The 26,741-nt window shown below is 45.6% G+C and carries 25 protein-coding genes and 1 tRNA gene; 8 read left to right on the top strand and 18 right to left on the bottom strand.

The window, feature by feature from the left end; genetic code table 11:
- Nucleotides 1-63 precede the first annotated feature (63 nt).
- The 4 genes from ACLVWP_RS11565 to ACLVWP_RS11580 all read left to right on the top strand — a co-directional run bounded on the left by ACLVWP_RS11565 (nucleotide 64) and on the right by ACLVWP_RS11580 (nucleotide 4,594).
- Nucleotides 64-954 carry a LysR substrate-binding domain-containing protein gene (locus ACLVWP_RS11565; RefSeq protein WP_413557407.1) on the top strand — a complete coding sequence of 297 codons (891 nt, stop codon included), beginning with the start codon at nucleotides 64-66 and terminating at the stop codon, nucleotides 952-954.
- A gap of 334 nt (nucleotides 955-1,288) precedes the next feature.
- Nucleotides 1,289-2,935, top strand: coding sequence for a poly-beta-1,6-N-acetyl-D-glucosamine N-deacetylase PgaB (gene pgaB, locus ACLVWP_RS11570; protein WP_413557408.1), 1,647 nt, complete (start codon nucleotides 1,289-1,291; stop codon nucleotides 2,933-2,935).
- Complete coding sequence (pgaC, locus tag ACLVWP_RS11575; protein ID WP_413557409.1) at nucleotides 2,932-4,164, top strand: poly-beta-1,6-N-acetyl-D-glucosamine synthase; 1,233 nt, start codon at nucleotides 2,932-2,934, stop codon at nucleotides 4,162-4,164. Before pgaB ends, pgaC begins: the two co-directional genes overlap by 4 nt.
- Nucleotides 4,148-4,594 (top strand): hypothetical protein, encoded by a 447-nt coding sequence (locus ACLVWP_RS11580; protein WP_413557410.1) that lies wholly within the window; start codon nucleotides 4,148-4,150, stop codon nucleotides 4,592-4,594. Before pgaC ends, ACLVWP_RS11580 begins: the two co-directional genes overlap by 17 nt.
- A 134-nt stretch (nucleotides 4,595-4,728) precedes the next feature.
- Here the strand turns inward: ACLVWP_RS11580 and ACLVWP_RS11585 are convergent, their stop codons facing one another.
- Nucleotides 4,729-5,487, bottom strand: a complete 759-nt coding sequence (locus ACLVWP_RS11585) for a hypothetical protein (protein WP_413557411.1) — start codon at nucleotides 5,485-5,487, stop codon at nucleotides 4,729-4,731.
- A 106-nt stretch (nucleotides 5,488-5,593) separates the two neighbouring features.
- Nucleotides 5,594-5,827 (bottom strand): hypothetical protein, encoded by a 234-nt coding sequence (locus ACLVWP_RS11590; RefSeq protein ID WP_413557412.1) that lies wholly within the window; start codon nucleotides 5,825-5,827, stop codon nucleotides 5,594-5,596.
- Nucleotides 5,828-6,073: 246 nt separating this feature from the next.
- Here ACLVWP_RS11590 and ACLVWP_RS11595 point away from each other — a divergent pair, with 246 nt between their 5' ends.
- Nucleotides 6,074-6,310, top strand: coding sequence for a hypothetical protein (locus tag ACLVWP_RS11595; RefSeq protein WP_413557413.1), 237 nt, complete (start codon nucleotides 6,074-6,076; stop codon nucleotides 6,308-6,310).
- A 15-nt stretch (nucleotides 6,311-6,325) separates the two neighbouring features.
- Here ACLVWP_RS11595 and ACLVWP_RS11600 read toward each other — a convergent pair whose 3' ends face one another.
- Genes ACLVWP_RS11600 through ACLVWP_RS11610 form a run of 3 tightly spaced genes read right to left on the bottom strand, consistent with a single transcriptional unit; the run spans nucleotide 6,326 to nucleotide 9,509 of the window.
- Complete coding sequence (locus ACLVWP_RS11600; RefSeq protein ID WP_413557414.1) at nucleotides 6,326-7,507, bottom strand: class I SAM-dependent methyltransferase; 1,182 nt, start codon at nucleotides 7,505-7,507, stop codon at nucleotides 6,326-6,328.
- Nucleotides 7,504-8,253: a DUF1365 domain-containing protein gene (locus ACLVWP_RS11605; protein WP_413557415.1), complete on the bottom strand. Its 750-nt coding sequence runs from the start codon at nucleotides 8,251-8,253 to the stop codon at nucleotides 7,504-7,506. Before ACLVWP_RS11605 ends, ACLVWP_RS11600 begins: the two co-directional genes overlap by 4 nt.
- A complete protein-coding gene (locus ACLVWP_RS11610; protein ID WP_413557416.1) occupies nucleotides 8,250-9,509 on the bottom strand; it encodes an NAD(P)/FAD-dependent oxidoreductase in 1,260 nt (419 codons plus the stop codon). Before ACLVWP_RS11610 ends, ACLVWP_RS11605 begins: the two co-directional genes overlap by 4 nt.
- 145 nt (nucleotides 9,510-9,654) lie before the next feature.
- Here ACLVWP_RS11610 and ACLVWP_RS11615 point away from each other — a divergent pair, with 145 nt between their 5' ends.
- Nucleotides 9,655-10,062 (top strand): DUF2177 family protein, encoded by a 408-nt coding sequence (locus ACLVWP_RS11615; protein WP_413557417.1) that lies wholly within the window; start codon nucleotides 9,655-9,657, stop codon nucleotides 10,060-10,062.
- Nucleotides 10,063-10,071: 9 nt separating this feature from the next.
- Here the strand turns inward: ACLVWP_RS11615 and ACLVWP_RS11620 are convergent.
- The 5 genes from ACLVWP_RS11620 to ACLVWP_RS11640 all read right to left on the bottom strand — a co-directional run bounded on the left by ACLVWP_RS11620 (nucleotide 10,072) and on the right by ACLVWP_RS11640 (nucleotide 14,137).
- A tRNA-Cys gene (locus ACLVWP_RS11620) sits at nucleotides 10,072-10,145 on the bottom strand.
- Between the two features lie 58 nt (nucleotides 10,146-10,203).
- Entirely contained in the window at nucleotides 10,204-11,652 is a 1,449-nt protein-coding gene (locus ACLVWP_RS11625) for an ATP-binding protein (RefSeq protein WP_413557418.1), read from the bottom strand.
- Between the two features lie 84 nt (nucleotides 11,653-11,736).
- Complete coding sequence (locus ACLVWP_RS11630; RefSeq protein WP_413557419.1) at nucleotides 11,737-12,615, bottom strand: site-specific tyrosine recombinase; 879 nt, start codon at nucleotides 12,613-12,615, stop codon at nucleotides 11,737-11,739.
- A 127-nt stretch (nucleotides 12,616-12,742) separates the two neighbouring features.
- Entirely contained in the window at nucleotides 12,743-13,315 is a 573-nt protein-coding gene (locus ACLVWP_RS11635) for a hypothetical protein (protein ID WP_413557420.1), read from the bottom strand.
- A 45-nt stretch (nucleotides 13,316-13,360) separates the two neighbouring features.
- Nucleotides 13,361-14,137 carry a hypothetical protein gene (locus ACLVWP_RS11640; protein WP_413557421.1) on the bottom strand — a complete coding sequence of 259 codons (777 nt, stop codon included), beginning with the start codon at nucleotides 14,135-14,137 and terminating at the stop codon, nucleotides 13,361-13,363.
- Between the two features lie 427 nt (nucleotides 14,138-14,564).
- On the opposite strand from ACLVWP_RS11640, the gene ACLVWP_RS11645 reads away from it, so the two are divergent.
- Nucleotides 14,565-15,365 carry a substrate-binding periplasmic protein gene (locus tag ACLVWP_RS11645; RefSeq protein ID WP_413557422.1) on the top strand — a complete coding sequence of 267 codons (801 nt, stop codon included), beginning with the start codon at nucleotides 14,565-14,567 and terminating at the stop codon, nucleotides 15,363-15,365.
- Here ACLVWP_RS11645 and ACLVWP_RS11650 read toward each other — a convergent pair.
- The 4 genes from ACLVWP_RS11650 to ACLVWP_RS11665 all read right to left on the bottom strand — a co-directional run bounded on the left by ACLVWP_RS11650 (nucleotide 15,362) and on the right by ACLVWP_RS11665 (nucleotide 19,201).
- On the bottom strand, nucleotides 15,362-16,555 hold the full coding sequence (locus ACLVWP_RS11650; protein WP_413557423.1) for a SpoIID/LytB domain-containing protein: 1,194 nt from the start codon (nucleotides 16,553-16,555) through the stop codon (nucleotides 15,362-15,364). The genes ACLVWP_RS11645 and ACLVWP_RS11650 overlap by 4 nt on opposite strands.
- Before the next feature lie 100 nt (nucleotides 16,556-16,655).
- Nucleotides 16,656-17,405 carry a slipin family protein gene (locus ACLVWP_RS11655; RefSeq protein WP_413557424.1) on the bottom strand — a complete coding sequence of 250 codons (750 nt, stop codon included), beginning with the start codon at nucleotides 17,403-17,405 and terminating at the stop codon, nucleotides 16,656-16,658.
- A gap of 6 nt (nucleotides 17,406-17,411) precedes the next feature.
- Complete coding sequence (locus ACLVWP_RS11660; RefSeq protein WP_413557425.1) at nucleotides 17,412-18,692, bottom strand: NfeD family protein; 1,281 nt, start codon at nucleotides 18,690-18,692, stop codon at nucleotides 17,412-17,414.
- A complete protein-coding gene (locus ACLVWP_RS11665) occupies nucleotides 18,689-19,201 on the bottom strand; it encodes a hypothetical protein (RefSeq protein ID WP_413557426.1) in 513 nt (170 codons plus the stop codon). The genes ACLVWP_RS11660 and ACLVWP_RS11665 overlap by 4 nt, the downstream gene beginning before the upstream one ends.
- Before the next feature lie 165 nt (nucleotides 19,202-19,366).
- Here ACLVWP_RS11665 and ACLVWP_RS11670 point away from each other — a divergent pair, with 165 nt between their 5' ends.
- On the top strand, nucleotides 19,367-19,864 hold the full coding sequence (locus ACLVWP_RS11670; RefSeq protein ID WP_413557427.1) for a hypothetical protein: 498 nt from the start codon (nucleotides 19,367-19,369) through the stop codon (nucleotides 19,862-19,864).
- On the opposite strand, the gene ACLVWP_RS11675 is transcribed toward ACLVWP_RS11670, so the two are convergent.
- From ACLVWP_RS11675 to uvrB, 4 genes are read right to left on the bottom strand one after another with little or no spacing between them, the layout of a single operon-like run.
- Entirely contained in the window at nucleotides 19,861-21,075 is a 1,215-nt protein-coding gene (locus ACLVWP_RS11675; protein WP_413557428.1) for an MFS transporter, read from the bottom strand. The two genes, ACLVWP_RS11670 and ACLVWP_RS11675, sit on opposite strands and share 4 nt — an antisense overlap.
- Nucleotides 21,076-21,094: 19 nt before the next feature.
- A complete protein-coding gene (gene murJ / locus ACLVWP_RS11680) occupies nucleotides 21,095-22,657 on the bottom strand; it encodes a murein biosynthesis integral membrane protein MurJ (protein WP_413557429.1) in 1,563 nt (520 codons plus the stop codon).
- 18 nt (nucleotides 22,658-22,675) lie between these two features.
- A complete protein-coding gene (uvrC, locus tag ACLVWP_RS11685) occupies nucleotides 22,676-24,565 on the bottom strand; it encodes an excinuclease ABC subunit UvrC (protein WP_413557430.1) in 1,890 nt (629 codons plus the stop codon).
- Nucleotides 24,552-26,630, bottom strand: a complete 2,079-nt coding sequence (gene uvrB / locus ACLVWP_RS11690) for an excinuclease ABC subunit UvrB (protein ID WP_413557431.1) — start codon at nucleotides 26,628-26,630, stop codon at nucleotides 24,552-24,554. The genes uvrC and uvrB overlap by 14 nt, the downstream gene beginning before the upstream one ends.
- Nucleotides 26,631-26,741 lie beyond the last annotated feature (111 nt).

Consider the following 26,741-nt stretch of genomic DNA (forward strand, 5'->3'; position numbering starts at 1 on the left):
AGCAGATTGCGGATTGCCTATTTAGTCACGAATAGGCAAAATATATTTGATCTGGAGTCAATAATGAAAACAACCTTAGACGAGCTACAAACCTTCATCACAATCGTTGATACGGGTTCTATCAGTGCCGCCGCAGAAGAGCTAAATCAGACGCCGTCTGGGATTAGCCGTACTCTTGCTCGACTGGAAAAGAAACTGCGTGTGACATTGTTAAGAAGAACCACACGTAAACTTGATCTCACATCCGAAGGAGAGCGCTTCTTACAAAGCTCTCGAGATGTCATCCAGGCACTAGAAAATGCTGAGGAAGCGGTTGGTTCAAAAAATGCGCCCTCTGGACTTCTGAGAATCGACTCCGCCTCCCCGTTCATCATCCATTCCGTTGCTCCGTACTTGAGCGATTTCCATAAATTATATCCCGACGTCCAAGTGGAACTTTTCAGTAGCGAGCGCAATATCGACTTAATTGAAAACAGAATTGACGTTGCAATTCGTATTGGAGAACTTGCTGACTCATCCCTACACGCGGTCAGCCTAGGACAAAGCAGACGAAGAGTTCTGGCCAGCCCCGAATACTTAAAAAGTTATGGCACACCTAAAAATGTCGATGATTTGCAAAATCACGTACTCATCGGATTCACAGATCCCCGTCACCTGAATTACTGGCCACTCAAATACAACGGCACCAGTCGATATCCCATTAAACCAAAATTTTCTGCATCAAGCGGTGAAACCATACTTCAGTTGGTCAGAAATGGCGTCGGGATCGCATGCCTTGGAGACTTCATGACCATTCCCGATCGCGAAAGCGGAGACCTCGTTCAAATTTTACCGGGAGCTGCCGTCGATCAGAAAGAACAAATCCACGCTATCTACTATAAGAACGCACAGTTATCTCAACGTGCTGACGTGTTCATAAAATTTTTGAAGAGCAAACTCAAAAACGCCTTATAATCAAACCTGATAACCGATGTAGGCGCATATTAAATACGCTTATCATTCCTACATCGCATAAATACAAAGCCCCCTGAATACCGCTGCCCCCCAATTGTCCCGGGAGTTTCCGGGAAGCTTGCCGGAAAAATATACTCAGCCCCCTTTTGGACTCGTTTTCTGGCGAGGGCTTAAATTGTTTCCCGCCTCTACCAGATTAAAGAATTTTTATCTCTTTATGAGGATCCTTTCATGCCGCTCCCAAGCTCGGGACAGTTGTTGACGCCATGTTCAATTTGGATTACAGATTTGCCACTAATTACATTGGGCTAATACCCCCATAACGGTGAAATAAATGATGTCCGTCCGAGACGTGAGCTTTCCAAAATTGATGCTGAAATCAGCCCGATTTTTTATTTCATCGCTTATGCTTTGCGTGGGTGCATTTGCTCATGCCCAAGCCGTAAACTCCCCGACTCCATTGGCTCCAGAAACAAACTCTTTCGTAGCTCTTTGCTATCACGATGTGAATAACAGCTTCATCGGCAACTCCTTCAGCATTCGCACGAAGGATTTGGTTGATCAGTTTGAGTATTTGAAAGCGCACTACAATGTGGTCAGCCTTCAAGACATTATCGATGCCAACCAAGGCAGAAAAATCCTTCCTCCTAAGGCTGTCCTTATCACCGTTGATGATGGCTTGGACTCGTTTTACGAAAACGTCTTCCCACTACTTAAAAAGTATCACTTCCCTGCAGTATTCGCGGTGGTGGTGAAATGGACTGAAGATGGTGCGGCTCCTGATTATGGATTCAAAGATACAAATCCTAGAATGACCAACTGGAAGCAACTGAAAGAGATGCAAAAATCCGGTCTCGTTCAAGTGGCTTCTCACACCTACGATTTGCATCAGGGCCAAGTATTTAATCCGCAGGGCAATCAAGCTGCAGCTGCTGGATTTATCAAATACGATCCGACGACTAAAACCTATCAGTCCGAGGAAGAATTTGCTTCTCGCGTTCAAGCAGACCTTAAAAAAAGCAATGAGCTTTTGAAAAAGCATCTGGGGATCGACAACACTGTGATCGTTTGGCCTTATGGTAAATCCAATGGCCTGTCCCGCAAAGCCGCCGAAGATGCGGGTATGAAAATTCAAATGACTTTAAGCCCAGGCCCGAACAACGCCCGTGATATTTCTCATATCGGTCGCGGCTTGGTTGTGGCCAGCATGGAAATCCCTCAGTTTGCAGCAGTCCTTGAACACGCGTTTGTTGATCAATTGCCTATGCGTATGATTCGCGTTGATTTGGATAGCATCTGGAAAAAAACCGAATCGGAAACAGAACAAGGCTTGGGCGACTTGCTTGAGGCAGGTTATTCTCTGGGACCGAATAGCGTTCTGATCCAAGCGATCTCTGACTCTGGCGACGCTTACTTTAAAAATTCAAAAATCAAAATGCGTGGCGACTACTTCAGCAGAGCTGCTCACACATTAAAAAATCGCGCGATGATTGATTACACTTACGCTCGCCTGCCGCAATCATTCTTGAAAAATACCGAGGCCGCGACAGACGCTATTCGTGACTTAGCTAAGTACACAGATATCGACGGCGTGTTCTTTGAAGTGTCTGCTAAGGACAACCTGGCAGAGATTCCGTTTGGTTCACTGATGGCTGCGGGTCGTTCATTAAGCCCTCGTCTGAAGTTCGGTATCATTGGCCAACAGCCAGCAAATATCGACCTTTTTGATTTCGTTATCTTGACGCCGCAGCAACTGGAAAAAGCAAAAACTCAAGTGCCAACGTCTGGAGTTTCTCCAGCGAAGGATATCATTGCCTTGCCAAAAGATTATAAATCAGATGCATCCCATCTGATGGCTCAAGGCTATTTGAATTTATATTATGATGTGAACCTTAAAGGTTTTGAGCCAGATGCTGACTTTAAAACCCTGTTCTCAATTCGCCCTACAATCCCTCATCACAACAAGGGAGAGGCAAAATGATGATTCTATCTAACCTGCCTGCGATTTTAAAATTCTTGTTTCTGGTAATCCCATTTGTATTGCCGTTGATCTGGATCATGGGCGCATTTGTGTTTTTCTTTAAACGAGAGCGCAAACGCACAGAGCTTTCTGAGTTTTCAAACCAGCCGTACACAATCCTTATTCCTTGCTACAACGAGGAAAAAACAGCTGAAGCGACAATTTGCTCCTTGGATCAATTGCCTTCTGATAAATGCGAAATCATCGCTATCAATGATGGCAGCCGTGACAAAACCCAAGCCGTTCTTGAACAGCTGGCGATGTCTCGTCCTCATATGCGCGTGATCAATCTTGTCCAAAACCGCGGTAAGGCAGCAGCCCTGACTTTGGGTGCGATGGCTAGCCGTCATGAATTCATTCTTTGTATCGATGCTGACTCCGAGTTGGATGCGGAAGCGCCAAGAATCATGCTTGAGCATTTCCAAGATCCAAACGTGGCTGGTGTCACTGGCAACCCTCGCGTGAAAAATCGCGGAACATTGGTAGGCCGCCTGCAAGTGGGCGAGTTTTCTGCTTTGGTCGGAATGATCAAACGCTATCACCAATCTTTGGGTCGTTTGTTCGCGCTGTCTGGTGTTTTAGCGATGTTCCGTAAGTCTGCAATTGAAAGCGTCGGTTACTGGGACACTTACACTGTGACTGAAGACGTTGGTATTAGTTGGAAACTGCAAACATCTGGCTGGGCTTTGAAATACGAGCCTAAAGCTAAGTGTGATGTCTTAATGCCAGACACATTGAAAGGTCTTTGGAAGCAAAGACTACGTTGGGCACAAGGTGGTTTTGAGGTGGTCCTTAGACACGGTAAATCTGTTCTGAACAGCCGTGATACAGGTCTGCGCTTGATCCTTTTGGAATATCTATTCTCTGTGGCTTGGGCGTTCTTGCTTCCAGTTACAATTGGTTTTGCTTTGTTTGGTAAGAACCTTCATGACATCAACTTGAGCTATGCGATTCTTTTGACGGGAATCATGAGCTTCACGCAGTTCCTGGTCGGTTTGTTTTTGCATGGACGCTACGAACGTTCAACGAATCTGGGATTCGTTGCGATCTGGTATCCGTTTGCTTATTGGATGATTAACAGTTTTGTTTTATTTGTGGCGATTCCTAAAGTTTTATTTGGGCCAAAACGCCAGTTCAGCTCTTGGGTCAGTCCCGACAGAGGCGGAGTTACATATGCGAAAAATAATTGAAACAACTAGCACTTTAGCATTGTGGATGGTTTTCATCGTAGGCAGTTCTATTGCCATTTCTGATTTCTTTTTAAATGCGGAAGTTTCAGAATTAAACTTGGCTCATCTGTCTTTGATTGCCTGGGCTCCGTTCTTTGCAGCTTTCATTTTCGGCGCAATGTTGATTGCTGTTCGTTTTGCAAAAAACGAAACAACGAAAAAAGCTATCGCGAATGAACACGCCATCCAATGGACTGCTCAAGATCTTGCAGCGGCTCAAACTGGCAAAGTCGTTGATCTTCACTTCGCAAGCACAGGCCTGGATTGCCAAGTTGTGACTCGTAACGAAGTTGCAGAAATCCTGCACATCGATAATCAAACGCTGCATGTAACTGTTTTGCCGCAAAAAGGCGACGAACCAGCATTGGCTCTTCTTCCAAAAGCTTACTAAATTCGTACTGATCTCTGAGATCTAAAATCAAAAAGCCTGTTCAGAAATGAACAGGCTTTTTTCTTCCATGAACCTCATAACACCCACTGCAGTGCAGAACCGATGCGGTTCCGCAGGGCAGCAACTAAAAACATCTATAAGGCCGCCATTCCTCTTAAAAACGCATGACGAGCTTTGGGCTCTAACATTTTAGCATTTTCATGCAAGCGCTTAACGACCCAACATGCATCATTGTCCTCAGATAACATGTAGTTTTTTAAACCCTCTTTCAGTTTGATTTCTTCCTCTGGACCATTCATTGCAATCACTCTGGGTAAATGAGTTAAAAAATCCGTTCTCGGAGCACTATCAGTATAGGTCTTACCCAACTCAATACCCTTCCGAGCTGCTAATATAGAAATATCGAACCATTGATTGATCTCAGCCTCACTCATGGGCTCAAAATTCTTAGCAAGCTCTGCCATATCCATGCCCCCTCTCAAAAAGGACACGCATAACTTTAAGGATTGCCCCGCCAACTTCAAACGAAACTCATTCCACTTATCTAGATGTTCCGAATCTAATAGGTACATTCCGTCATGAGAGGCCTGAAATGCGAACTTCGTCCACTGCTCTTTTGGAATACTCTCAAGCTTCTTAAGAATCACGGGGTCATTCATCAACTGAGTAGAGGCTTTACTGGATATAATTTCAAACTTGCTCTTCTTGAAGAGATGAACATCCAAAAAACCCTTCAAAGGTGTCAATGGAATCAATTGAATACACACTACGACAAATCCAGCCATTACACCGGAACGAACACCCTTATTTTCTATCTTACTGCCAACCAACGATCCGAGTCCGCCACCAATAGCACCACCGATCGCCGGCAATAATACACTCGAATAGTCCAAAGGACCTCCTCAATGTTTATCTCATCGGCATTAGAAACAATTTCTTGATTACAAAAGATAACCGTAATTCCGATGAGTCATATTGAGAACTCTGAAAATAAATCTATTAGTTCGCGAGAGATAGCGGTTTGATGGGAGTCGCGATCTCATGCATCGCCAGCACTCCCCCAGTCGGTGAAAAGCGCAACATCACACCGTTCGGGCTCAATGTTAGCGAACCAATCTTAAGATCCTCAGGGAACTCCGGCAAATAATCCGAGTCACTCTCCGTAGCGATCTCGCATTCAACAAAATCTGCTGCGTAGACATGTTCGTGGTAATACTCTTTGATTGCGCTCATGGCTGACTCCCCAAGTAAGGTTTAAACCATTATTTACACATAACTTACACATTAACAAGCGATATGTAGATTATGTGTAAATAAAGTCTAGTCCCCGACGCGCCCGTATTTCCACGAAGAATGTCCCACAATTCCCCACACCCCATTTCAGAATGCATTTATGAGCTCTTACTGCGGCATTCAACTTGCTCCACAGACATATGACAGAACGGATAAGCGTCCACACAAGGAGGCCTTATGTTTCATATGAAATTTCTTGGAGCCACATCGACTCACAAAGAAAACATTGTGAACATCCATCTTAAGATTGTTCATATCGGAAATGCAGACGGTACTGAGATAGGTTTACGAATTAATACAAATTTTCCAGCGGTTGACGTGGGTCGCATCTTAACTACAAAGAAACCCTCGAATTGGTACAATGAGCTGATTCAAGAGATCGAATCCCAATTCGCGGAGTTAAGCAGACTAGCATCAAGTTAAGGCGATCTATAAGCCTCATACCCCGTATCGCTGCAAATGAAATTGCCCGACATTGATACGCCCCGCTCGAAAGGCACCTTCGCAATAAGACAGATATAAATTCCACATACGAACAAAGGTGTCGTCATAACCCATCGCATGCACCTTTGGCAGCTGTTGGTTAAAGTTATCTCGCCATATTTTGAGAGTCTCGGCATAATTCAATCCGAACTCTAGCGTACTCACCAACTTCATCCCATTCTGCTCCCCATTTCTGGCAAAGGTTTCGTTGGTTAAAAGCATGCCTCCTGGGAAAATATATTGCTGAATAAAATCTGTGCTGGACCTGTAGGAATCGAAAAATTCTTCCTTGATCGTGATTCCTTGAATAAGTGCTCCCCCGTTTGGTTTTAAAGCATCTCCGACTTTCTTAAAAAAATCTGGCCAGTACTTTTCACCGACGGATTCAATCATCTCGATCGAAACCACATGATCGAATTTTCCCTGAATATCACGATAATCCTGCTGCAAAAGGTTCACATGATTTTGCATCTTATGTTTTTTTATTTTCATTGTGTTATAGCGACACTGTTCAGGCGAGTTCATAACTGCCGTGACCTTGCAGCCTTTACTTTCCACCGCTCGCGTGAAAAACCCGCCCCATCCACAACCAATTTCCAGGATGTGATCGCCAGGTTTGATATTTAGCGAGTCTATGATTCGATCGTATTTGGCCATTTGCGCTTTATAAATATCCTTACTGTCATCAGCAAAAAGTGCCGCCGAGTAAGTCATTGAGGGGTCCAACCACAAGCTGTAAAATTCATTACCCAAGTCGTAGTGGGACATGATGTTTTTCTTAGCCTGGGAGCGACTGTTGCCATTCATCAGATGTCGAAGTTTTGCAAACACCATCCCCGACCAGGTTCCACTCATCGCTCTCCCTAAGTCATCACTGTTGCGACAAGCCCATTCGATCAATGCGGCAGTGTCTTCACATTCAATATCACCGGCAATAATCCCTTCAGCCAATCCCAAATCTCCTTTATTGAGAATGTCCTCCAAGGCCCGATACTTTCTGATGGTAAGCTTGACGCAGGAGTCACCCTCTCCATGTGAGAGCACTCTCCCATCGGGAAGTTCCAACTCCACTCGCCCGTATTTCGTTTGTTTCAAAATTTGCTGCAATATTTTAACGTGGATTGCTTCTTTGATCATGTGCTTATCTCTTTATGGGGTGGCGAAGGTTTTTTGAAAAATCTAACTTTCTTTAAAAAAAGTCGCAGGGCTTGCAAATGAATGCGTAGAACCACCATCGGAGTCATCCACCCATAGCGCACAAATATCTTTGCTGGAGATATCTTTTGCAACGGCGCAAGATCTCCCTCAATCCAAGTGGCCAAGCGCAGTGTTCCGTCGGAATTATGGTAATTAATATCGATTCGGTTACGATCCGATCCAACCTGAAATCTGAACATGTAATACCCATCCACAGGAAAAAACGGAGACACATGAAATACCTTTTCAGCTCGTATCCATTGAGTAGCAAGAACTCCCCCTGAGGGCTGAATCCAGTAAAAATGTCTTTCACCAAAAGTGTTATTCACTTCAACCAAGACAGCTTCAATCAAATCAGCTCGCTTACAAATCCAAAAGCTAACCGGATTAAATACATAATTCAGCATCCGAGGCATGGTCTGAAGCCAGATCCGTTCGGGATCAAAGCAACAGACTTCTTTTAGAAAATTCCTGATTCCCTGATCCAACGAGACCGCATCCCCGCGCAAATAATCCCGAGGATCAACGGACAAAGAGTTTTTAAATGTACTTTTTAGAACGCGACTTAACTCGTCCTCTGCATCCGTAGCAAAGAACAGAAAGAACGAAGGATAGCGAAAGCTATTCTCTGTAATCTCTCGCCTGCTATGAAAAACATGGCCTTCGCCCATATTTAGTCGGCTCAATTTGAGCTCCAGGGAATTCTAACTCCCAGGCGCTCCGCCACGCCGACAGCACTTAAAATTCCATCCTCATGGAAACCATATCGTGACCAGGCCCCCGCATAATACACGCCTCCCAATCCCTGAATACTGGGAAGCCCTTGCTGAGCCTGAATCGCAGCGCGATCAAATTGCGGATGGGAGTAGTTAAACTCCTGAACTTGTCCAGCAACAGCTTGATCAGAATTTAAAGTCAAAAAATAATCCTGCGTCGTCTCTAGCGGTTGCAAACGGTTTAGGTAATAACTTAAGGAAACCTTATTGGAATTCTCCAGATCGTTCCCGCCCATGACATTCCACGAAGACCAACAATTTTTTCGGCGAGGCATAGAGGTATGATCCGTGTGCAAAACAGCGTGATTCGCCTCATAGCGGATTGCTGACAGGATACGCTGTTCTTGAATACTTTGATTTTTTAGAATTCTTGCCGTGATCGGTGCATGAGTAGCCATCACCACAGCATCAAACTTTAATGTCTCTGAAGGCGCCGTCACCATCACGGCATCTCCTCGGCGTTCAACCGCAGAGACAGGACTGTTGGTGTGAATATGTGCAATTCTTTGGGCCGCTTTCTGCACGTATTGAATGCTGCCATTTTTTACTGTTCGCCATATCGGCCGCCCGTTCACTTGCAACAATTTATGATTAATAAAGAACATCAAAAATGTTTCAGCCGGAAAATCCAGCATATCCGTTTCCGGCGTTGACCAGATCGCCGCGCCAATAGGCAATAAGTAGTCCGTGTAAAAGGACCGCGCAAACCTTCGTTCGGCGAGCAGCTGCCCCAGACTCCACCCCTGTCGGCGAGAGCGAACAACATTTTCATCAGCCTCACGACCAAAGCGTAAAATTTCTGATAGCATCCAATAGAATCGAGGGTTCACTAAATTCCGACGCTGACTAAATACCGAATTTAGATTGGTTCCACTCCATTCCAATTTTTTGGATTTCACTTGAATAGAGAGAGACATTTCCGAATCCACTGTTTCAACCTGCAGTTCTCTAAAGAAATTCACCAGGTTCGGATAGGTCAGTTCGTTGTAAACCAAGAACCCCGTATCCATCGGAACAGTCGTGCCATTTTTTTCCGTCACATTGAAGGTATGCGCGTGACCACCGAGGCGTTTTTCAGACTCGAACAGATGAACCTCATGCTTTTGCGAAAGCAACCAAGCAGAACTCAGCCCACTGATCCCGGCTCCAACTACCGCGATTTTCACAACCACCCCTCTCTATGAAGAGACAAGCTTCGAGGTCATTAGATCAACGTTGAATAGCGAAGGGCATCTCAAATAGCTTTCCTGCTAAATCACAAATACACCTAGTTCCGATGGCGAATGAGCCCGATTGGTCTAAGATAAAGTCATGATGGTCTTACTTAAAAGTTTTCTGATTTCATTTGCTTCGTTCGCGATACTGGATTTTATCTGGCTCGGCTTTATCATGAAGGACTTCAACATGAGACAGCTCAGCGAATTGGGTCGAATCGAGAACGGCCAGTTCAATGTGGGCTATGGAGCGGCGGTGGTCGTTTATATTATGATGGGTCTGGCGATCACATTTTTTGTGCGTGAAAAAGTACTGGAAATAGATTCTTATCTGCACTGCTTTGCTTACGGAGCTTTTTTAGGACTGATTGTATACGGGATCTATGATTTTACCAATTTGGCGATACTTAAGAACTACCCGCTAGCTTTTGCCCTTGTGGACGTAGCCTGGGGAACCTTTTTATTTGGTACCGTTACGATTATCGTTAAGAAAATGGGAATCTAAGAGAAAAATTGGAGGTGACGAGCGGACTTGAACCGCTGTAGCAGCTTTTGCAGAGCTGAGCCTAGCCACTCGGCCACATCACCCCAGAGTGATTTCGAAGGTCTAATTTAGTGGAAATGACTGCTTTTAGTCAATCTATTCCTAACATCCCAGGCGTTTCAGGGCTTCGACGGGATGGAAAGTCATTTTTAGGGCAGTCTCTACATGGTGAGGTTGCGGTTTTTCGCTCTGATCGAGGTCGGCAAGGGTCCTTGCGACCCGGAGCGTTGCCAATTCGCGACGGCGGCTGGAGATCTCTTTCGGGAAAAGCTCCTTCATGTAAAACACGGGCAGATCTGCCACCAACTCCTCATAGGTCCATCGACTGGCAAGTTTTCTAAAGCGACTGTCCTTCACACCTAAGCGTGCACGGAACATGCGACACTCTTCCAGGCGAGCTAAGATCTCTGCACCCGATACAGATCCACCCTCCTCGCGCTTTTGCGTAAAGAAGGTGATGTGAAAACGATCGACCAAAGGCCCCGACAATCTTTCCATGTAGGATTGGCATTTCTTTAAAGATCTTCCACAGACAACTTTTGATTTCGGAACCCAATCACCGCAAGGGCACAAGTTGGTCGTTGCGATCATCAAAGACTCCGCCGGGTATTCTTCGACGTAACGACTGCGACGAATACGAATGACGGCTTCCTCCATCGGCTCACGCAAAGCTTCTTGCGCGCGCACGTTGAATTCTAAAAGCTCATCCAAAATCATCATGCCTTTATGAGCCCGAGTGATCTCCCCTTTGAAAGGGGGAACACCCCCACCAATCAGTCCCAACGCGGTGGTTGAGTGATGGGGATGAACCACGGGACGCCAGCGAAGAGGGGCCTCGCCACCGCCCCGATTATTTTTTGAAATTGTATGCATGTCATCTTGCGAAGGAGCCGCAAGCAATGCGGAAAGCGTTCGTGCGATGGTGCTTTTTCCAGAACCTGCGGGACCTGCTAACAACACTGAATGCTCGCCCAGCGCCACCACCTGCAAAAGTTTTGCTTGGCGTTCAGGGAATTGCAGATGCAGATCGACCTCAGGTCTTTGCACTTCATACTCACGAGGCACTCCGAACACCTCTTGCGGTTCACGAATGTCTTGCAAACAACTCAAAACCCGACGATCAAACACGGCCACTGAATTTTGCGACTGCCCCGTCCATACTAGGACATTTCCGTCAGGCTCAAAATCCGTGGTCAGATCTTCGGGTTCGTAAACTTCTCCTAATAATCCCAACTCCCCGTATACCATCACGACATCTTGGGGCTTGGGTAACTGCTCTGACTCCCACAGAATCCCTAAAGCCACCGCGAGTTCTAAGCCACGAGAGGATTTCTTTAAGTGATTGGGACGCAGATTCACTAAGACTTGTTGTGCTTTCGGGAATTCAAAACCCTGCGCACGGATGGCGCTTTTGATTCGGTGAATGCTTTCGCGAATCCCCTGATCCGGGAGACCTAAAAATTGAATTTGCGGGAGACCCGCGGTGAAATTGATTTCGACTTCAACAGGAACTAAGGCTTCATTTTCGCGAATCAGAGATTTGATTTTCATGCGAAATCCACAAAGCAAAAAAAAGCCCACAACTGGTGTGGGCTTTTTTAGATACTTTATTAAAATCGCAAACCGAAGGTCGGACTATTTGTCTACTTCCGCCAATTGCGAAAGTGGATGATGCTCCTCAATCGTGCGAGTCATCGTATTTGTCGTAACGTTCGTATAGATCTGAGTTGTTTGGATACTTGCGTGTCCCAACAACATCTGAATCGAACGAAGATCAGCACCACTTTCAAGCAACGCTGTCGCGCAACCATGACGGAAACGATGAGGATTTACTGGCTCCGAGAAACCAGCGCGTGTCGACCAGCTCGCAAGCCATCTCCACACGTCCACGCGTGATGGGCGATGACCACGATCATTGATCAAGATCGAATGGTTGTTTTCTTTCATCAAAACTGAACGATGCTCACGAAGATACGTCGTCAGAGTTTCTGCTAGTTTTTCAGTCAAAGGAACCAAGCGCTCTTTGCTGCCTTTACCCAAAACCTTGATCCAACGATCTGTTTGGTTAAAGTCAGTGACATTCAAAGCAATCAACTCAGAAACACGGCATCCCAAACCATACAAGAACAACAAAGTCAGTTGGTTGCGAGCTGTTTTCACAGGATCAGTGACTTCAGCAGCGTCGAATAGCTGTTGAAACTCCTGCGGAGTCAAAACCTTCGGCAAGCCCACTTTCACTTTCGGTGGCCGAAGTTCACGAAGCTCGGGGCTGTTATGGCCGCGAGTTTCACAGAATTTAAAGTAAGTACGTAGTGACGAGATCACACGCGCTTGAGAGCGAGTGGAGAGTTTATTTTTTTTCATAAACTCGTAGAAGCCAGCCACGTTGCTATGGGTTTTGCGATACTCAATATAGAGTTCCAGATCACGACGATAAGCCATCACCGTATTTTGGGAACGTCCACGCACATTTTGTAGTTCATCAAAGAAGTCGATCCAAAGAGGTAGTTCCATATGAATATTAGAACCAGACTTTGGGCGGAGGGCAAGAAATATTATGTCACTATTTAAATAAAAAAAACCTGCGGGTGATAACGAGGATTCACCGCAGGTTTTTCTGTTTTTAGATTTTGGAGCGCTCTTAGTTAAAAGAACCACCGAAGTAAGCACTGCAATTGATGCCGTTTGATTGTGCTACACGGATACCACCTGGAGGCAAAGCCACCAAACGATTGCCGTTGATCATACCTGCGTTCACTTCAAGGATGATGTTACCTGGGTTTGCCACAAGCACGGCTTGAGCAAGCATCCCTGCAGACATCGCAGAAGAGTTTACAGATTGAACTGTGTAGCTTCCTGGAGGCACTTGGCAGGAAGAGTAAAAGTCATACCAATTCGCTTGTACGTTCATTGTACCGATAAAAGCCACTGGGCCGTTATAGATGTTCAATGAAGTGCTGTTGTAATACATCGTATTATCAACAGTCGTACCTAAGATCAGGCTAACGCCGTTCATAGGGTTTTGGCTGTACACTGTCGTTACTTGAGCTGGGTTAGCGATATTATTCGCGCCGTAGCCATAGATGTAACCGTTGTTATTGCCACCATCGTCGTTGCCGCTACAAGCAGCCATGAATGCAGAAACTGCAAGCATCGCTACAAGCTTCAAGATCAAAGACGGAAAATCGATCTTTCTATATTTATAATCTTTCATAAAGTTTCTCCTCGTTTAAAACCGTACTTATTAAATCTTAATCAATTATTGGAACGCTGCTGTTTTAGAGATACCAGAGAATGTTCCAAGTTTTTTGTAACCATCGTTCGGGATCACTGCAGATTTGTTAATCACAGAACCTGAACGGCAGTTGTATGGGCCGTCATAGATGAACCAGCATTTTCTGTAGGGAGACTGAGTTGCGTAAGATTGTGCAAAGTTCTTATAGTAAAGAGAACCTGTCACGATCGTACCACCTTGAGCGTCACCTTGGCTGATAACGTTGTCTACTACTAGAACTACGCCACCCCATTGATCTTGGAAGAAACCAGAGAACACAGTTTTACCACCAGAAGTGAAGAATCTGTTGTATTCAGCTTCCAAAGTGTTGTTGTCTTTCAAACCAGAGTAGCTCGCGTTTTTACCAGTACCCGCAGAAAATGTACCTGTATAGCGAACACCTGAATCAGTATAAGACAGAGTCACTGTACCTGCGTATTTACCGCTGCCCACATCACTCAATTGAACTTTCAATTTAAAGTCTGTTGGGTTGTTCATCGGGCGAGTGCCCACGTAGTTATTCATTTCATTAATAGATACTGGAGTGAAAGTACCCTCATTAGAGTAGCTGACATTGCCTGTACCTGAGCCAGAGCCTGTTGAACCATCTGGTGAAGTTGGGATGTAACCAGTGCCACCGCCTGAATCTACAACAGCGGCAGTTGATTCAGCGACCGTCATTTTATTGTTACCGCAGCCCACACCTAATAGTGCGATCGCAGTTACCAAGATCATTGCTGGAGCGTTGAATTGTTTGTTCATAACATCCTCTTCCTTCAAGGTCCCGAATTCCCATTGAGACCTCGATAATCACTATTGCTATGCCTGTGCCAAGTTCCAGGAAGTTACGTAAATTATCGAAAAAAGGAGCAAATTTCCTGGTTTCTCAAGGTGATACACCACCCTGATTAGTGACTAAGACCTACGGATGGTGCGCAAAAAGGGCACTTTGTCTCATTTAAAGTCATGTCAAAGAGATGGACGTAAAAATAATATTTAAGATTTTCCCACACATTACCGAAATGGGATGTATCACGTACAAAAAGGATTCGAAAAATGACTGTCACTGCTACAAATGTTTTGATACTCGGCGCTGTGTTTATGTTCGCTGCCCGCGTATTTATGGGTTTCTAGTACCATTACATACAAGTAAGATGATCGCTGCTGTTACGCCTGTTAATAAGCAGTAATGAAATTGGCGTATAAGATCTTTATTGCATCAAGTCTCCTGCTTGCAAGCCTCGCAAGTCACGCCAAACCAATTAAAATTCTCGTTGAAGACTCCTGGCCTCCCTTTGCATTCAAAAAAGAAAACCGAGCTGTTGGAATGTCGATTGATATCGTCCGCGCTGCCTTTAAAAATGTCGGCGAAAATATCGAGTTAGTCCAAGTTCCTTACACTCGTTGCAAAGCTCAAACAGCAACGGGCCGTTTTGTCGCCTGCTTTAACTCTGCTCACTCCAAAGAAATGGACAGTGACTTCCTTTTTCCGAAAGAGCCGCTTTTCAAAAGCAAGGGTTTGATCATCGCAAATTCGATCACGGTCAAAACCAAACCGACGAAAGTAAAAGACCTTGAGGGTAAGACCGTGGCATTGCCGGCGGAGTTTCCGTTCGGCAAAGAGTTTGACGAGAACTATCGCATCAATAAGATCTTTACCTCCAGCGATCAGACGTCACTTATGATGTTGAGATCCAATCGCGTGTCCTTTGTCGCGATCGACGAGTACGTCTATTATTACTACCTAAAGAACCATCCTGAATTTAAGAACAGCTTTCACGTCGTTCTGGAGCTCTCTGAGGAATCCATCTTTGTTCACTTCTCTAAAAAGCACAAAGACACTCAGGAACTTATTAAAAAGTATGATGTTGGCTTAGCGATGTTGAAGCTCTCACCTAAATACAATGAGATCTTAGAGGACTGGGTTGGCGTCAAAGGCCAAAAGAAAGTACAGATATTCTCTAGCACCGATGTTGTGTTTGAGAACTAATTGCGAGCTAAAGAAGCTGCCGGATAATAATGCTTTAGAATCTGCGCGTACTTTTGACCTTTAAGACCTAAAGCACGGCTGCCCCACTGACACAATCCCACGCCATGACCGAAGCCACGACCTGTGAATGTGAACATGTCGCCTTCTTGTTTTAGATCAAACAAAGCGCTGCGAAGCTCAGAAAAGCCCAAGGCCTGACGGAATTCATTGGCACCGATGATTTTATCATCACCTGCTTGAACAGCCACACGAACACCACGCACACGGGAGTCTTGATTCATGCGCTCTAGGGTTAGTCCCAAGACATCAGCAACGCGCAGTTTTTTAGCCAACTGTTTGCGAGAGATCTGAATCGACCAATTGGCTTTGGGATTCGTCGGGCAAGAGTTGTCGACAGCGACACCGCTATTCACTCCACCGCTCCATACGTTTTTTGCTAGCGTCGTGTGACCACCACAATCTGCGTGATAATAGGCTTTCAGAATACTGCGGTTTTGGGCATAGAGTTTAACACCCGCCGTTTCACGTACGGCTTGCAAAGCTTTCTTAAGCTTCGGATCGCTTTCATCCCCATCAGCGACATGGCGGAATACTTGATCTAAGACAGAGCTTTCTAGGTGAAAGGGCTTATCTTCACGCTCGGCCATCACTGCCAAAGCGTAGGATCTTGCCGCCACAGCTTGAGCTTTTAAAGTTTCTAGCGGCCAGTTCAAAGGCATCTCGCTTGCCAGAACTCCAGCGATGTATTCGTCGAGTGGCAAAACACCCACGACATCCACTTGATCTCCGGGACCTGCTGACAGAAGAACTCGCGATGGCAGGCTTTGAGCGCCGACACGCAAGTTCTCGCCTTGGATCATTAGATATTTTTCTTTAAAGAGATGTTCATTATCACGGTTGTTTAAACGCAAGGCCCAGATGTTTTTTCCGTCTTTTTTCATCACACGGACTTCCGCTGAGCCACTGTCAGGAATAGCTACGGGACGATACGGTTGAGATAGGATTTGGAAACGCAATGCTTGCCCAGCTACTTGCACTCTTTTGTTATGGGTCAAAACGCGGACTCGCACGAGTTCTTTATCGAATTGCTTAACGGGAGCAGCGGCTGGAACGGTAGTTTGGGCTTGAGCTTCGGAACAGGAAACAGTCAATGCAGCAAGAAAGCACAATGCAGCCCAAAGAAATTTCACGCCGTGACCTCATCCGTAAGTAAAAAAAAGAGGCCCCATCCATGAGCCTCTTTGTAAGACATGTATCTATTTAACCAGACAACCCCGAAAGGATGAAAGTCTAGTTTTTATAGTCAGATCCCAGGAACGGTTTAACCATATCCAACGGCAATGGGAAGACGATGGTGTTGGTTTTATCACCGGCGATTTCGCTCAGCGTCTGCAAATAGGCCAGCTGCAAGGCTGACGGAGAACCAGCAAGAGTCGTAGACGCCGCCGCAAGTTTTTCCGCACGTTGCAACTCACCGTCTGCGCTGATGACTTTCGCACGACGTTCACGCTCAGCTTCCGCCTCACGCGCCATCGCTCTTTGCATTTCTTTTGGCAAATCGATTTGTTTTACTTCAACCATTGTCACTTTGATACCCCACGCTTCCGTGTGTTTATCCAAGATCGCTTGCAATGCAGAGTTGATTTTATCACGATGCTCAAGAACATCATCAAGCAGATACTGACCCATTACCGAACGCAATGTCGTTTGTGCCAACTGTCCTGTCGCAAAATAAAAGTCTTCGATTTTCGTGATCGCTTCCATTGGGGAAACAACTTTAAAGTATACAACCGCATTCACTTGCATGCTGACGTTGTCTTTAGTGATTACGTCTTGAGGTTGAACGTCCATTGCAATTGTACGAGTGTCCACTTTGATCATACGTTCAACGAACGGGATCAAAAGGATCAAACCAGGTCCACGTACATCAATGGCTTTACCCAAACGAAGAACCACACCACGATCCCACTCGTTCAAAATTTTAACCATTGAACTAAGAATGATACCGCCAACTACCAGCAGGATTATTAAAAATTCCATTTCCACTTACTCCTTATTTTTCTTTACATTCAAAGTCAGACCTTGGCGATCTGTGACGTGAACACGGTCGTCTTTGTTGACTGAGTCCTCGGAAACAAAGTTCCAGATCTCACCCATTACAGAAACTTGTCCACGATGACCATTTTCATCCGTACTAACCACAACGCCTTCAGATGATTTTAAATCATGATCGTTGTCTTTTGTTTTTACCCTTAATGTTTTTAGCGCCAAGTACCCGACACCAAAGAACACCGCTCCGATGGCCAGTACCACCGGTAAAATAATTGAATACGGCAATGTGTACCCCGTCGCTTGATCGAATAAGAAAACACTTCCGACGAACAACGAAACTAAGCCGCCGATACCTAAAATACCAAAACTTGGGATGAAGATCTCAGCAATCAGGAAGGCGATGCCCAATAGAATCAAGGCAAGTCCGCCCCACACCACTTCCAACTTATGGAACGCAATCAGCGAGAACACCAAACCAATCCCGCCAATCACACCTGGAGCAACAAGGCCCGGATGAGTTAGTTCCACATACAGAAGACCTAAGCTTCCCATGAATAATAAGTATGCGAACTCAGGATCAGCGATGAAATTTAAAATACGGTAGCGCGTATCGGGAAAGAACTCCTGCAAGTCACCCACGACCACTACACCAGGATCTTTACCCTGCAATAAAACTTTTCGTCCCTCGGCTTGCTTTAGGAAGTCCGCTTCGTCCTGCGCCAAAATATCCAAGGCCTTCATTTTAACTGCATCGGTAGAGCTGAAAGACTTTGCTTCGGTTACGATCTCTTTTGAAAACTGCAAATTGCGCCCACGAAGAGTTGTCACACCCTCAAGCCAGCTAACAGTGTCGTTGATCATCTTGTTACGAAGATCATCCGGCATTTTTTCGCCCGTGCCTAGGATCGGAGTGGCTGCCCCCACGTTTGTGGCTTCAACTCCCCCATTCACATGGCAAGCCTGCAGGATGATGGCACCAGCACTGCCCGCGTGACCTCCGCGCGGAGTGATCAAACATAGGTATGGGATCTTAGAAGCGAGCATTCTTTCAACGATACGACGAGTGCTTTGCAAACTGCCACCCGGTGTATTCACACGGATAAAGATGGAGTCACACTTATTGTCTTCGGCACGCTTTTCCGCGCGCTCTAGATAATCTGTCGTTGAAGCTGTGATGGCATCGTTAATTGTTAGAGACAGTGTGCAGGTCGCTCCCAGTGAGGCACTTGTCCCCAGCAACATTGTCAGCAGCACAGGAACAAAGAGCTTCATCATAGGTTCAACTCCTTCATCACTTTTTGGAGATCATTCCAGACGACTTTTTTCGCCGCCGCATCTTCCAGCAAATACGCTGGGCTGTATGTTTCAATCCACTTACCCGGGCCTTTGTAAATCATCTCGCCCAGATCTTTCGGGAACGAGCTAAAGACCACGACAACTTTGCTTTCACAGAAAGTCGCAAGCTCCGAAGGCAATAAGGAACGATCCTCGACCGTGCAATCCAATTCTAAAACTTGAATATTTTTAAGCTTCATCGCGGTTTTCATTTTATCGAAAAGATCGCGAGTTTCTTTAAGGAAGAAGCTTTCTTTGGATTGCGTGAGGATATTTAGGAACACCAGTTCACGGTGAACTTTTTCTTGAGTGGTGTAAGGACCTTTTTGTGTAAAGAATTGAGTCTTTGCCGGAAGAGCTGCAGCTTCACCAGCAGGGACCGCCATGTCACCTAGCATGACCTTTTGCAGACCTAAAACTTCTTCTAAATATTGAACGTAGTCCTTCATGGGAGGGAGCTTACTCTGCCAGTGGTTTCTAGACCATAAAAACCCTCTGGTTAATGCACTGCTCACCCCGGTTTGATTCCCAGCAAAGGTCATTTCAAACAGTCCCCGCCGTGGATTCGGTGTGAGATTCTTAGGGAGTTATTGATTGGTTTGCAGGAGGTCATTATGACTGCGCGTTCCGGGGTGTTTTTATTTACATTTGTTACTCTGACATCACTTTTTGCGAAGGCTTATCCAAGTATTGGCGACAAGGTTACTTGGTCAGGGGACTTCAAAAATGCTGAGGGTAAATCTTCAGAAATTCACATCACCAAAGAAGTGATCGCATTTGAAAAATCCACGAAAACATGGAAAGTAAAAATTAATACTAAAATCGGCGACGAAACCCTTGCCGAAACAATTGAAACTGCTGACCTGTTTTCACCAGACAAATACAAAGAAACTTTGGCGAGTTGTGAAAAAAATGGTGGCGTGATTGAAACCTTGGAAACCAATCCCGGCAAATACAAAACCTGCAAGATCAGCATCACCAATGCCGATGGTGTCATCATTGAAAAATGGTGGGGTGATATTCCGTTTGGAATTGTCAGTAAAGCCACGAAGGTCCCACCAACTGTTGCCAACAGTGAAGCCGCTCTTCGAGTCGCAGCCCAAGGACTTTAGATTTGGGCGCTGACGACTTTGGAGTTTAAGAATTTATAAAGTGCGATCACAGTCAAACCTGCCGCGGATGTCACCATTGCGGCCGTTGTTGATCCCATTCTTGCAAAGGCTCCCCAACTAACGGAGCCCAAAGCCATTCCGGCATAAAACACGGCCAAGAACACACCGAGCATCGTGGCTTTCAAATGAGACTTACCCGTAAGTTGGCGTGAGCTCATGTTCATCAACGTTGCAAGAATCAACCAACCGATCCCCGCAAAGAACATCCCTTGGCACATATAAATATAGCTTGGAGCGATTCCGATAAAGAACAAACCAACGGCGTACACGAAGTATGCTCCCGCTAGCGATAGCCCCGTTCTTTCAGGCAGCATGATTTTTTTAGAGTAAATCGTACTGAAGCAAGCACCAAGACCTAAGAAGCCCAACAAAGAACCATACTGCCAGCTATTCAATCCCAACTCCACACGACCACGGGTTGGATACAAAGCCCAGAGACTTGAAGCAAAGAAAGTGACGATGAAAATCTCCACCCATAATTTCATATTATGGAAAGAGAACAGAAACTCGAATTCCTTCTGACTGAATTTGATTTCTTTCTTTTCGTCTTTAGGAACCGCGACCTCTTTGACTGGCCATTTCCAGAAAAACAAAATTAAACCTAAGAACGACAAGCTATTAACAAAGAACGCCGCCGCAGGTCCCACTCCCCCAAGAATAATTCCACCGAATGTGGGGCCTAAGACGCGCGTGATGTTGATACCGATATAATAAACCAAGACCGCTTGGGCTTGGCGTTCATTCGGAACTAAATCCGTCAGAACACTTTGGAACGGTGGATTTGAAAGAGCAAAACCAATCCCCATCACCAAGGACAAAGCCAGCAACGAGCCTTCGGTGATTTGTTCTTTCCAAACAAGGAAAGCGAGAATGGCAGCTGCGGTAAACATCATGCTTTCAGAAATCAAAAGAATGCGACGACGATGCCCCAGATCTGCAAAGTAACCAGCAGCGATACTTAAGAACACCACCGGTAAGTTACTTGTGAAGGAAAGAAGTGAGATAATCAGAGGCGATGTCGAAAGATGTGTCATCACCCAGCTTGCTGCCACGTCTTGAACCCAAGTTCCAAGATTTGACAAAAAAGCACAGATCCAAAAGTTACGGTAAACGGTAATTTTTAAGGGTGACCACATTGATGAATCATTCATGACGATTCAAGCGTACACCCTATTTCAAACGACGCAAAACCTTTTGAATGAAACCTTCTGCTTGCTCTACCTTGAACACATACCCTAAGCCAAAGTACATAGTCCCGTAAATCACCACCGCAATACCGGCACGGATGATCACATGCCATTCTGGTGGCAAAGCTAGACGTGCAACGGCGGCTGCAGTCGCGGCACTGACCAAAGCGATCGCCCAAACTTTAAGCTGAAATTTTACTTTCAAACCTGTTTCGCCAATCTTTTGATTCAAAGAACGACGTAGCAAATAGAACTCAATCCATCCTGCGATCCCAGCTGACGCCGTCAAACCTGGCGTCCCCCACTGTTGATCTAGACCAAGAAGTGGCGGCAGGTAAAAGGCAAAACCAATTCCCAATACCGTGGTCGCAACGACACGGACAATCGCAAATCTTAAAGGTGTACGCGTGTCTTTCAAAGAATAGAACGTCGAAGAATAAAGTCGGCCCAGAGTGGAGGCAAGCAAACCCACTGTCGAACCGATCAAGACCATCCAGACCATGTGTGTACTATTAGCATCAAACTCACCCGTCTGAAAAACAGCACCCACGATAAGGTCACCCAAAATCAGGAAAGCAACCACACTTGGGATAACAAAGAAGGCAATTTGCTGAAGGCCTTTATTCAAACGACCTTTCAGGTAATCACGAATCTCTTCATCACTGCCCACGGCTTGAGACATTGAGGGAAGCTCGGCTGCGGAGACACTCATGCCGAAAAGACTTACTGGCAATAGGTAAAGTGTTTGAGCGTAGGCCAAAGACGAAACCGCACCCGTTGGAAGTAACGACGCCAACATATTGTCGATATAAGCACTGACTTGCACGACTCCGCGAGAAACAACCACCGGAACAAAGTTTCTGATCACAGTCAGAACACTTCCCATCTTCCAATCTAGCGAAGGGAAAATCTTTTTACCCAAACGCAAAGCAGATGGTACTTGCACAAAGAACTGCAAGAAGCTTCCTGCCACCAATCCCCAAGAAACTGTGATCGCCAGATCAAACTGCGTTTGCTTGGAACCCCACATGACAAGGGTCGCGATGATCGTCAAATTCCAGATCACTGGCGCCACATAGGAGAGGAAAAACTTTTTATGCGAGTTTAAAATCCCCAAGCACCAAGCTGACATCACTAAGAAACCAGTTCCTGGGAAAAGGATTTGTACGATCTGAATTGTTAGCTGACGTTTCTCCCCTTCAAAACCAGGAGCAATAAGGTCAATCAAAACAGGTGTCGCAAAAACACCGACGATCACCAGCAGCGACGTTAATAGGAACATCAAGCTACCGATAACTGAAGCAACCTTAGCAGCTTCTTCGTCATGTTTTTTAGCTAAAAGCTGAGCATAGACCGGGATGAAACTTGCAGAAAGAACACCCTCACCAAAAAGATTTTGTAGGAAGTTAGGAATTTTAAGAGCGGCTTTGAAAGCATCGCCAGCTGCGGAGTTACCAAAGAAGTGGGCAAACACACGTTCACGGACAAGACCCGCGATACGGCTTAAAAAAATAGCGATTCCCACTAAAAAGGCATGATTTCTCATTGAAGTCTCTTCTGGCTGTTACTCTGCTTCGATTTCTTCTTCTTCCGAATCATTGAGCTGCAAAACGATTCGTTCCGCTAAGACGCGGTTAAAACCCTTAAGTTTCGCAATCTCACTTGGTTCAGCCATTCTGATTTCATCAATAGAGTTAAACTGAGTCAAAAGAGTTTTCTTTCTTTTTTCGCCCAAGCCCACGACGTAATCTAACTCGCTCTCAAGAGAGGTCCCCTCACGAAGCTTACGATGGTAAGTGATGGCAAAACGATGGGCCTCGTCACGAATTCCCACCAAAATATGCTGAGCTTCGGAGTTGTTCTTAAAGATCACAGGGTTTTGACGCCCTGGTAGGAAGAAACGCTCATCCGTAGACTCAACTTCCGTCTTTTGGAAGTCACTTTCCGTACGAGCCTTAGCTAAGCCCACCACTGGAATATCGCTACGACCGATCTCACTGAGGATTTTGATCGCCTGGGACAACTGCCCCTTACCACCGTCAATAACTACCAATTGAGGGTCCTCATACTCGGTGTGTTTAAAGCGACGACTTAGAACCTCGTACATCGAGGCAAAGTCATTGATACCTTGAACGGTTTTAATTTTATAGCGACGGTAATGATCCTTAGCTGGCACACCCTCTTCGAACACCACTTGAGAGGCAACTGTCTCTGCCCCTTGGAATGTCGAGATATCGTAACATTCAATACGTCTTGGCATCTCTGGAAGGTTGAATTTCTCTTTGATCTCTTGCAGACCGCGGAGTTTTTCTTCGGATTTAGAAACGTACTTCAAGAAATGGGCTTTGGCATTTTCATTCGCCATTTCAACGAGTGAACGGCCACGTTCATCCGTGGCAAAGCGAACTGTGGATTTCGTTCCGGAACGGGATTCCAAAACTTGCTCCATCAATTTATTCAGGTCGCTACCGATATCCAACGGTAATAAAACATCATCCGGGATAAAGTTGTCTTCGTAATACTGATTCAGGAAGTCCACCATCCACTCGCGCGGATCTTCGGCAGAGTCATTCGGATCAAAATGCGGTAAGAAGTGAGGGCGAGTCCCGATCACGCGACCCGCACGAACGTGAACGGTTTCAATCAAGCAACCGCGCTCGTCTCCATAAAAGCCGACAGCATCTTGGTCTTTTTCAGAGGTGTCATTGATGACGGCTTGTTTTTCCAAAATGGTTTTGATGGCTTCAATGGAATCACGTAAACGAGCCGCGACTTCGAATTTTTCTTCGTCAGCGGCTCCCATCATTTTTTCTTTAAGCGCTTTAATGACCTTTTTGTTTTGGCCTTTCAAGAAAAGCTTCGCGCCTTCAACCTCACTTTTATATTCTTCCTGCGTGATGTAAGCCACACACGGCGCCGTACAACGACCAATTTGATAGGTCATGCACGGACGTTTGCGCGTGTTAAACATAGCATCAGTACAGTCACGAACTTTAAAAGTGCGATTCAAGAAACGAATGGTCCCCTGCACAGCCAAACCCGAAGTGTAAGGACCAAAATAAAGGGATCCATCACGCTTTACTTTACGAGCAACATATAAACGCGGATATTTTTCCGACCAGCTTAAACGGATATAAGGATAGGCCTTATCATCACGCAGGCGGATATTATATTTGGGGCGATGCTTTTTGATCAGGGAAGCTTCCAGCAAGAAAGCTTCCACTTCGGTTTTCGTTAAGATGTATTCGACTTCTAAAATATTAGAAACCAACAGGCGCGTTTTCGGCGAATGATCCTTGCTATCAGTAAAGTAACTACGAACGCGATTGCGAAGACTTTTGGCCTTACCGATATAGATAATCTTATCGCCAGGCCCCTTCATCAGGTACACGCCACTTTGTGTGGGGAATTCGCGCACCTTATCGCGGATTTCGTCAAACTTACTCGAGGCCATCTTTATTCACCTTAGCACTGTCGCCTTCAACCTCGCCACTGCGGATACCCAGCTCCACAATCTGCAAGCGTTTGATTTCATCACGCACTTTCGCGGCTTCCTCGAAATCCAGATTTTTAGAAAGCTTACGCATTTTATCACGAAGCTTGTCGATTTCTTGAGTGAGCTTATCCGGTTCATGAGCAAACTTATTGATGATCGCCTCTTGACGGTTTTCACCTTTCAATGGCGAACCACCGACAGAACCATCAAATGCCTCGCCCAAACCATCACGGATTTTTTTACGGATGGACTGCGGAGTGATGCCATTCGCTTCGTTGTGTTCCTGCTGAATGCGACGACGACGCTCGGTTTCGCCAATGGCTTTTTTCATACTATCTGTCATCACATCGCCGTACAGAATCACTCGCCCATTTAAGTTACGAGCCGCACGACCGATAGTTTGAATCAGGGATCTTTCAGAACGTAGGAAGCCCTCTTTATCGGCATCTGTAATACCGACCAAGCTCACCTCTGGAATATCCAAACCTTCTCTGAGCAAGTTGATACCGACCAAAACGTCAAAAACACCCAAGCGCAAATCGCGCAGGATTTCGGAACGTTCAATAGTATCGATATCACTGTGCAGGTACTTGATCTTGATTCCTAGATTTTCATAGTACTCAGTCAAATCTTCAGCAGAACGTTTGGTCAGAGTCGTGATCAATACGCGCTCTTTGAGTTTAATACGCTCACGGATTTCTTTCAGTAAATCATCGACCTGATGTTTTACCGGCCGAACTTCGACGACAGGATCAATCAATCCAGTCGGACGAATGATCTGTTCAACGATGATACCTTCTGATTTTTGCAGCTCGTAGTTTCCAGGAGTTGCGGAAACGTAGACGACCTTATCCATCATTTTTTCAAACTCTTGGAAATTCAAAGGTCTATTGTCCAACGCTGAAGGCATACGGAAACCGTGCTCAACCAATGTTGACTTACGCGCGCGGTCTCCACGGTACATACCACCAATCTGCGGAACAGTGACGTGGGACTCGTCGATAAACGTGATAAAGTCCTTAGGGAAATACTCTAGCAATGTTGGAGGTGGTTCGCCCTCTCCACGTCCGGTCAGATGGCGCGAGTAGTTCTCGATCCCCTGACAGAAGCCCATTTGTTCCATCATCTCGATATCGTAGTAAGTTCTTTGCTCTAAACGTTGAGCTTCCAAGAACTTCATATTCTTATTCAGGAATTGCAGATGATGCTGAAGCTCATCTTGAATTGTTTTAATCGCACGCTTTAAGTTGTCATCGCCCGTGGCATAGTGACTTCCTGGATAGATACCGATTTGATCGATCTCTTCCAAGACTTGGCCCGTTAATGGATCAATCCACGAAAGTCTTTCGATAAAATCACCGAAGAACTCAACACGGATCGCGCGATCCTCCTCGTACGGAGGAAAGATCTCGACATTATCACCACGCACTCGCACCGTTCCGCGCGAGAAGTCGATATTGTTACGTTGATATTGGACACGTATTAGTTCACGTAAAAGATGATCCCTTTTCATCTCTGTATTTGAAACAACTTGGATCATCATGCCTTCGTAGGCTTCCGGCGAACCCAAACCGTAAATACAAGAAACTGAACTCACGATAATAACATCGCGGCGATCAAACAAAGAACGCGTCGCCGAGTGGCGCATGCGATCGATCTGCTCGTTGATAGCTGAGTCCTTCTCGATATAAGTATCTGTCGAAGGAATGTAAGCTTCCGGCTGATAGTAGTCGTAATAACTGACGAAATACTCTACTGCATTTTGCGGAAAGAGCTCTTTGAACTCTGAATAGAGCTGAGCAGCTAAGGTTTTATTCGGAGCAAGTACCAATGCTGGTTGGTTCAGTTGCGCGATTGTGTGCGCCATACTGAAAGTTTTCCCCGAGCCCGTCACACCCAACAAAGTTTGATGTTTCAGTCCCGCAGCAATATTCTGAACCATCTGTTCGATCGCTTTAGGTTGATCCCCAGAAGGTTTAAACTCAGACACCAGTTGAAAGTTCTTTTTATAAGCTTTGGCCATCCCTCCGAGTGTAACACAAACGGATAACGATTCGCTAGTGGCCCCTCACGAAATCCTTCTGCATAGTGACATGTTGCAAGCTTGCCTGAAACCCTGGTCTTTGTGACAGTG

This window comes from Bdellovibrio sp. HCB209 (assembly GCF_047306065.1).
Classification (GTDB): Bacteria; Bdellovibrionota; Bdellovibrionia; order Bdellovibrionales; family Bdellovibrionaceae; genus Bdellovibrio.